The organism is Photobacterium sp. OFAV2-7 (genome assembly GCF_022347985.1).
Lineage (GTDB): Bacteria > Pseudomonadota > Gammaproteobacteria > Enterobacterales > Vibrionaceae > Photobacterium.
This window is the reverse complement of sequence record NZ_JAKRFQ010000226.1, coordinates 1-6,449: the sequence shown is the minus strand read 5'-3', so window position 1 is coordinate 6,449 and position 6,449 is coordinate 1. Positions and strand designations below refer to the sequence as shown.

Genomic DNA, 6,449 nt, shown 5'->3' with positions numbered 1-6,449 from the left:
CACTGGGTTTGGCTTTAATCAGCTCGTTAACCACGCTGGTGAGTGTAATGTCCAGCCCCCATACCCCAATAAGTTGATTTTTTTCATCACAGAGCGTCTTAGATAAGGTAATGCCAAGCTGGTTTTGATCAATGGCGCCAGGGTAGAGGTCACTCCAGATAGGTTTATTTGATGTAAGAGCCTGTTGGTACCACTGCCTCGTCCGGGCATCAAAGTGCTCCGTTGCCGTGGTAGCAACACCACCTTCTCCGTTGTACAGGGTCTGATAGCTGGTTAACGGACCTGCTGTCCCATTATCTGATTCCAGCCGAATGAAGTGCTTGTCCCAATCTTGCCCAAGAGAGAGCAAACCGCCCTCATTATTAGCGAAGTAAAAGTGGTCGATGGTAAAGTGATGGTTCAGTACGTTGGCCAGATACGCGATAAGCTCGTCGCGATCCTGAACAATACCAGGAAGCTCCGCTTCTATTTTTTTCTGATGTTGGTAGACAGCCTGAGCTTCAGAAAAGAAATTATCTAACTGGCGATAAATGGTCTCACTGGAGTGGTGGTACAGCCTTTCTATGGTTTGCAGCCGGACCTGTTCAGAGCTGTGATACCATAACAGTCCGATAGGAATGGCTGTTAACAGAACCAGTAGTGTCAGGATTAACTGAATACGCAGACCAAGGTTTTTAGAAAGTTGGCTTAACATATTATACTCTTGGGCTATTCAGAAATTTATAGGCTGATATTAAACGCCTCGAAGGATATATTCTCCTGTCGATGGTTACAAATGTTATAGCCGAGTTTTCTTAGATTTTTGTTTAAGTTATAGGGTTAGCTGAGTGAATCACAGCCCTCTTATACAGGGCGTCAATTGTTCCCTTGTGAATACCAACAGGAGAGACCATGTTTACCGGGATTGTTCAGGGTACTGCGGAAGTTATCGAAATTACCAAAAAAGATCAGTTTCAAACTCATGTTATTCGGATGCCATCGCAGTTGTTGTCTGGGCTTGAAATTGGTGCCTCAGTGGCACATAACGGTTGTTGCCTGACGGTAACTGCTTGTTCTGGTGATGAGGTCGCTTTTGATTTGATGCAGGAGACATTAAAGGTTACCAACCTTGGTTTGTTGAAAGTCGGGGATGCGGTCAATGTTGAGCGAGCAGCCAAGTTTGGTGATGAAATTGGTGGTCACTCAATGGCGGGACATATTAACTTTTCGACAGAAATCAGCGAAGTTATCATCAGCCCAAATAACTGTACTATCTGGTTCCAATTACCCGAAGCTTATGCAAAGTATGTGTTACGCAAGGGCTACATTGGTATCGATGGTTGCTCACTAACGATTGGGGACGTAAAAGGGAATAGTTTCTGCGTCCACCTAATCCCTGAAACGCTTAGCCGAACCCTGTTTGGCCGTCGCCAGGCAGGCGATATTGTGAATATCGAAATTGATCCCCAGACACAGGCTATTGTTGATACGGTGGAACGTGTGTTGGCGGCAAAAGAAAACGAATAGTGCAGCGCTAATTAATAACAATCCCTGCTGTTGCAGGGATTGTCCATCTTAGTGGTAATTCAGCCACCATCGGCCAATAAGACAAACTAGAAAATTTGCTCATCATCGGCATCAACGAACAAGTTAATCGTTTTATGCAACTCATCAACTTCCATCGTTAAATGAATGGCATGACAACATGCCGGACAATCATCATAAAATTCTTGGCTACCTGCACTGGCATCGAGAGTTATTCTAATATTATGTCCACAGTGAGGGCAGATAACCCCTTGTTCAGTATAGTTTTTCATATTGTACTCCTTGGAGGTGCTGAGCACATAAAATCGGCTTCATTACTGATTTATAGGAATAATTGTATATAACTAAACTTTAGCGGCATGCATTCGTTTTTGCCGAGAATTAACTGTAAAGTTTGATTGGTTAGATAGTTTCAGGGAAATAATAAATATTTTGTCAGGGATTGTGATTTTTGGCTGGATATTTTTGATTTTATAAGATGTGAATTATTTAACAAAATGTCGATTTGGGAACATTTTGAAGTGTGGTAGAGGTACAAAATGAGAGGTAGAGACATGGCGATTTGCCTCTACCTCGGCAAAGTAAGAATGGCTGTGTTACAGGCTGGAAATTAGCTGTTGATTTACTTCGTGAAGCGAGGAAAGTTTTCTATCAGCAATGGCCCAGCGCGCATCATCGGCATAGGCTTTTTCCGGTACGGCGATCCCTTTCATCTGTGCTGCTTTGGCAGCGAGCAAACCGTTTACCGAGTCTTCAAATGCGACACAGGCCTGTGGAGCGACGCCCAGTTTATCGGCGGCATTGATGTAGACTTCCGGGTGCGGTTTTCCGTAGCGAAGGTGTTCCGCAGACAGTACCGCAGAGAACTTGCTTTCCAGAGAAAGGGCTTCCAGCGTTGACTGGATCAGGCGCATTGGAGAGGAAGAGGCCAGGGCAACTTTTAAACCTAGTTGTTCGCAGGTTGCCAGGGCTTCAAGTACACCCGGTAGCATTGGTTTATGCTCTTTGATTAGCTCTTCAACTCGCACCACAATCATTTCTGTTACAGTGGCACAGTCGAGATCTTGCCAAGGCTGTTTGGCATACCAAAACTCAACGACCTGATCGATACGTAGTCCCATGGTTTGCAGGGTATCTTTTTGCTCAATTTGCACGCCTAGCGAAGAGAAAATCTCAACTTGTGCACGTTGCCAGAAGGGTTCCGAATCGACCAATAGGCCATCCATATCAAAAACAGCTGCTTGTAACATCAATATCTCTCAGTAAGAATAATAACGAAAACAAGCCGAGAGCTTGGCAGGATATCCAGCCAAGTGCTCAGCTTGTAATTTTTACTGAAGATATCATATATCGCAGGTAGAGAATAATCTCGAAGACACCTGACTATTTGAGCAGGCCGAGTTTCTCTATCGAATGTTCGGCTTGAGCAATATAACTGCCGCCAAACAAGTTACAGTGGTTGAGTACATGGTAAAGGTTATAAAGCTCTTTACGTTCTTGATATCCTTCATCCAAAGGCCATACAGACTGGTAACCCTCATAGAAGGTTGGCGGAAAGCCGCCAAAAAGTTCGGTCATCGCAATATCACATTCGCGATCCCCCCAGTAACTGGCCGGATCAAAAATAATCGGTCCGGTGACAGTAACAGCGGTATTGCCATGCCAGAGATCACCGTGGAGTAGTGATGGTTTGGGCTGGTGGTGCATCAAGAGGTCGATGACTCGACTAGTGATGGTATCAATATTGCCCAAATCGATGCCTTTTTCCTGACAGATCTGTAGTTGCCAGGCTATGCGCTGTTCGGCAAAGAATCGGCACCAACGCCTGCGCCACTTGTTTGGTTGTGGGGTTAGTCCGATGTAATTGTCCCAATCAAAGCCGTACTCAGCCTGCTCGCCCCAAGAGTGTAACCGGGCAAGTTGTTGTCCAAGGGTATAGGCGGCGTCGTTATCAAGTACTTTGGTTGGTAGGTAGTTTAAGACCAGAAAAGACTTGTCGCGGCAGGTGCCAAGGTGAATAAATTGGGGGACCTGAATACAATCAGCTTCGTTAAGGACATGCAGGCTTTCGGCTTCCGTCTCGAAAATCATCAGTTGCTCGCGATCATTGAGCTTCAGGAAGTACCGATCATTACCATCTCCAATACAGTAGCATTCATTGATATCACCGCCTTCAAGAGGTTCCTTTTCAATGATTTTGAATGGCTTATCTAAAACTTCTGAAAGCTGGTGAGAAATCGCTTGCCACATAGCACCCTCCACGGCTGATCAAGATAATATGAGACTTTATCGTCGTCTCATCAACATCTTAGTCTATTTATTGAGCAAATTACTGTGCGCTTATCAAGGTTTTAGCCTGTCCGAATAGGTGACGACTATTAAATAATAGTCAACTCGGCCTCAAAAAGTTGATTAAAAACGATGACAAAATAATGAAAAAGCCGGAAAAAGGTATTTTCCGGCTTTTGATTAGGTGGGGATTACAAGCTTGGTAGTAACTGCTCTGGCATCAGTGAGTTGTAGGTTGCCTCTTTAAGCAGTTGGTTCGCTTTTTCAATGTCCGGTGCGAAGTACCTGTCTTTATCATAGAAGCTAACACGCTCACGAAGCTGAGCCTTAGCCTGCTCGATGCGCTCAGAACTCTTGTTAGGGGTTCTGAAATCCAGTCCTTGCGCAGCAGCCAGAAGTTCTACGGCCAGGATGCCACGGGTATTTTCTGCCATATCGGCCAGACGTCGACCCGCAAAAGTCGCCATCGAAACGTGGTCTTCCTGGTTGGCCGATGTAGGCAGGCTATCTACAGAGGCAGGGTGGGCAAGCGTTTTGTTTTCGCTAGCCAGTGCCGCTGAGGTTACCTGCGCAATCATAAAGCCTGAGTTCACGCCGCCGTTGTCTACCAGGAATGGAGGTAGTTTACTCAGGGCACTGTCGATCAGTAGGGCCATCCTGCGTTCGGAAAGGCTACCAATTTCAGCAATCGCCAATGCCAGATTGTCAGCGGCCATGGCGACAGGCTCGGCATGGAAGTTCCCGCCTGAAATGATGTCGCCATCGTCGGCAAATACCAGCGGGTTATCCGAGACCGCATTGGCTTCAACTTCCAGAATGTCGGCAGCGTGGCGGATCTGTTGTAGGCAGGCCCCCATTACCTGAGGCTGGCAGCGAAGAGAATATGGGTCTTGTACTTTTTCGCACTGCTGATGCGATAGACCAATCTCGCTATCCTTGCTCAACATATGTCGATAAGCCGTTGCGGCATCAATCTGTCCGCGATGACCACGAACACGGTGAATGCGCGGATCAAATGGACGGCGGCTTCCTAGCGCGGCATCCACAGACATCGCACCACAAACTGTGCCTGATGCATAAAGATCTTCGGCGGCGAACAGTCCCTCAAGGGCAAAAGCCGTCGAAGCCTGGGTACCGTTTAGCAATGCCAGCCCTTCTTTTGGCGCAAGTGTAATAGGCTCGAGACCGGCGATTTTCAGTGCTTCTTCACCAGAGATCACCTTGCCCTCGAAGCGTGCCTGACCCTCGCCAAGCAGTACTGTGCTCATATGGGCGAGGGGAGCCAAATCACCTGACGCACCCACCGATCCTTTTTTCGGTATGCACGGATAAACTTCAGAGTTCACCAGCTTCATCAGCGCATTGACCACTAAGGGGCGAATGCCTGAATAACCACGAGAGAGACTGTTGATTTTCAACACCATCATCAGGCGAACGGTAGCGTCATCCATGAATTCACCGATGCCTGCAGCATGTGATAGTACGATACTGCGCTGAAGTGTTTCGAGATCTTCGACGGCAATACGGGTGTTGGCGAGTAGCCCGAATCCTGTGTTGATGCCGTAGACTACACGATCTTCGGCAATGATCTGCTCAACGGCTTGAGTACTTGCTTGCATACCTTCCAGAGCTGACTCATGCAAAGACAGCTCGACAGGCTGACGGCTGATCTCGCGGAGTTGCTTCAGTGATAGCGTTCCCGGCTTGATTTCTAAATGGTACATACAACTACTTCCTTCTTGCTACCGTTGATTACTTTGATACTGACGGGGTTGTGATCATTGGCAAGTCAAGTCCTTGCTCTTTTGCACAGTTAATGGCGATGTCATAACCTGCATCGGCATGGCGCATTACCCCAGTGGCTGGGTCATTACGCAGAACACGACCAACACGCTCGGCTGCATCGTCACTGCCGTCACAAACGATAACCATGCCGGAGTGCTGCGAGAAGCCCATGCCGACACCACCACCGTGGTGCAGCGATACCCAGGTTGCGCCAGAAGCGGTATTAAGCAGCGCATTGAGGAGAGGCCAGTCTGATATGGCATCAGAGCCATCCATCATACCTTCGGTTTCGCGGTTCGGGCTGGCAACAGAGCCAGAATCCAAGTGGTCGCGGCCAATAACAATCGGCGCTTTCAGCTCGCCGTTCTTAACCATTTCGTTAAACGCTTTACCCAGACGAGCACGGTCTTTCAGGCCAACCCAGCAGATACGAGCCGGCAGTCCCTGGAACTGAATACGCTCACGGGCCATGTCGAGCCAGTTGTGCAGGTGAGGGTTGTCCGGGATCAGCTCTTTTACTTTTTGATCGGTTTTGTAAATATCTTCCGGATCGCCAGACAGGGCAGCCCAGCGGAATGGTCCGACACCTTCGCAGAATAGCGGACGGATATACGCAGGAACGAAGCCCGGGAAGTCAAAGGCATTCTCAACACCTTCTTCAAATGCCATCTGACGGATGTTATTACCGTAATCTACGGTTGCTGAACCGGCCTTTTGCAGATCCAGCATCGCCTGTACCTGGATTGCCATTGATTGCTTGGCGGCTTTGACCACTGCGGCTTCGTCTTTGGTTCGCATTTCGGCAGCATATTCCATGCTCCAGCCTTTTGGCAGGTAGCCGTTCAGAGGAT

At 47.9% G+C, this 6,449-nt stretch carries 7 protein-coding genes; 1 reads left to right on the top strand and 6 read right to left on the bottom strand.

Translation table 11 applies throughout. The features are described 5' to 3' along the window. On the bottom strand, positions 1-694 hold a 694-nt coding region (locus MHN01_RS12955), incomplete at its 3' end, for a cache domain-containing protein (RefSeq protein WP_239411725.1). Between the two features lie 197 nt (positions 695-891). Between MHN01_RS12955 and MHN01_RS12950 the strand changes: the two genes are divergently transcribed. Further along, positions 892-1,506 (top strand): riboflavin synthase subunit alpha, encoded by a 615-nt coding sequence (locus MHN01_RS12950; RefSeq protein ID WP_239411724.1) that lies wholly within the window; start codon positions 892-894, stop codon positions 1,504-1,506. Positions 1,507-1,592: 86 nt separating this feature from the next. On the opposite strand, the gene MHN01_RS12945 is transcribed toward MHN01_RS12950, so the two are convergent. The 5 genes from MHN01_RS12945 to hutU form a co-directional block, all read right to left on the bottom strand. Beyond that, positions 1,593-1,796, bottom strand: a complete 204-nt coding sequence (locus tag MHN01_RS12945; protein WP_075763419.1) for a CPXCG motif-containing cysteine-rich protein — start codon at positions 1,794-1,796, stop codon at positions 1,593-1,595. A gap of 324 nt (positions 1,797-2,120) precedes the next feature. Further along, positions 2,121-2,774: a hexitol phosphatase HxpB gene (gene hxpB, locus MHN01_RS12940; RefSeq protein WP_239411723.1), complete on the bottom strand. Its 654-nt coding sequence runs from the start codon at positions 2,772-2,774 to the stop codon at positions 2,121-2,123. Positions 2,775-2,907: 133 nt separating this feature from the next. Beyond that, positions 2,908-3,774 carry a fructosamine kinase family protein gene (locus MHN01_RS12935; protein WP_239411722.1) on the bottom strand — a complete coding sequence of 289 codons (867 nt, stop codon included), beginning with the start codon at positions 3,772-3,774 and terminating at the stop codon, positions 2,908-2,910. 230 nt (positions 3,775-4,004) lie between these two features. Beyond that, entirely contained in the window at positions 4,005-5,537 is a 1,533-nt protein-coding gene (hutH, locus tag MHN01_RS12930; protein WP_239411721.1) for a histidine ammonia-lyase, read from the bottom strand. Positions 5,538-5,565: 28 nt separating this feature from the next. Next, positions 5,566-6,449, bottom strand: an 884-nt coding sequence (gene hutU / locus MHN01_RS12925; RefSeq protein ID WP_239411720.1) for a urocanate hydratase, incomplete at its 5' end; no start/stop codon positions are given.